At 56.4% G+C, this 1,776-nt stretch carries 1 protein-coding gene; it reads left to right on the forward strand.

Going from position 1 to position 1,776, the window contains the following annotated elements; genetic code table 11:
* Nucleotides 1-1,776: right-handed parallel beta-helix repeat-containing protein (locus tag GGR10_RS06740; RefSeq protein WP_182480446.1), on the forward strand; the 1,776-nt coding region annotated here is incomplete at both ends.

Consider the following 1,776-nt stretch of genomic DNA (forward strand, 5'->3'; position numbering starts at 1 on the left):
TGAGGATTTCAGAGTTTGAAACGGGGGTGAGGGTGACAAGTGGGAAGTTTGAGATGACAAAGGGGATGATTACGGTTAGGGGAAGTGTGGGGAGTTATGGGGTGGAGGTGAGGGGTGGGGGGAGTGCGACGTTGAATGGGGGTGCGACGATTATGGTTACGGGAGGTGGGGGGACGGGGGTGAAGGTGGAGGGGGGGACGTTTGAGATGACTGGGGGGGAGATTACGGGAAGTGGGAGAGATGGGTATGGGGTGAGTATGACGGGTGGGAATGTGACGTTGGATGGAGGGGTGAAGATTACGGGGTTTGAAACGGGGGTGAAGGTGACAAGTGGGACGTTTAAGATGACTGGGGGGATGATTACGGGATTGGGAAATAGTGGGTATGGGGTGAGTATGACGGGTGGGACGGTGACGTTGGAGGAGGTGACGGTTACGGGAAGTGGGAGAGGTGGGAGTTATGGGGTGGAGGTGCAGAAGGGGACGTTTAAGATGACTGGGGGGACGATTGAGGGAGGTGGGGGTTATGGGGTGTATATGATGGATGGGACGGTGACGTTGAATACGGTGAAGATTTCGGGAAGTGGGAGTTATGGGGTGTATATGGGGGATGGGACGATGAGGTTGGAGAGGGTGGAGATTTCACAATTTGCGACGGGGGTGAATGTGGGGGGGAATTTGACGATGACTGGGGGGTCGATTACGGGAAAGGGGAGTGGTGGGGTGGGGGTGAATGTGACGGGTGGGAATGTGACGTTGGATGGAGGGGTGAAGATTACGGGGTTTGAAACGGGGGTGATGGTGACGGGTGGGGGGAGTGCGACGTTGGAGAGGGTGACGATTACGGGAAATGGGGGTGGTGGGAGTTATGGGGTGATGGGGAGTGGGAGGATGGTGTTGGATGGGGTGAAGATTTCACAATTTGCGACGGGGGTGAATGCGGGTGAGAGCTTGACGATGAAGGATGTGACGATTACGGGATTGGGGAGAGGTGGGAGTTATGGGGTGACGGGGGATGGGAATGTGACGTTGGAGAGGGTGAAGATTTCGGGGTTTGGAATGGGGGTGAATGTGGGGGAAGAGGTGAAGAGTGTGAGTTTGACGAAGACGGTGATTAAGGGACAGAATAAGGGGGTAGGGGTGTATGCCGTGGGGGGTGAGAGCTTGATGATGAGGTTGGAGAATGTGACGATTTCAGAGGTACAAACGGGGGTGGAGGTTAAGAGAGGGAAGAGCCTGACGATTAGGGGGGGGACGATTACGGGAAAGGGGAGTGGTGGGTATGGGGTGATGGGGGATGGGAATGTGACGTTGGAGGGAGGGGTGAGGATTACGGGGTTCACGACGGGGGTGAGTGCGGGGAGTGGGAGCTTGACGATGAAGGATGTGACGATTGAGGGAAATGGGAGAGGTGGGTATGGGGTGACGGGGAGTGGGACGATGAGGTTGGAGAGGGTGACGGTTTCAAGGGTACAAACGGGGGTGAAGGTTAAGAGAGGGAAGAGCCTGACGATTAGGGGGGGGACGATTACGGGAAGTGGGAGTGGGAGGATGGGGGTGGATGTGACGGGTTCGGGAGAGGTGACGTTGGATGGAGGGGTGGAGATTTCGGGGTTCACGACGGGGGTGAATGTGGTGGGGAATTTGACGATGAAGGATGTGACGATTGAGGGAAATGGGAGAGGTGGGTATGGGGTGACGGGTGGGAATGTGACGTTGGAGAGGGTGAAGATTTCACAATTTGCGATGGGGGTGAGTGCGGTGGGGAATTTGACGA

The organism is Bartonella chomelii (genome assembly GCF_014138465.1).
GTDB classification, from domain to species: domain Bacteria; phylum Pseudomonadota; class Alphaproteobacteria; order Rhizobiales; family Rhizobiaceae; genus Bartonella; species Bartonella schoenbuchensis.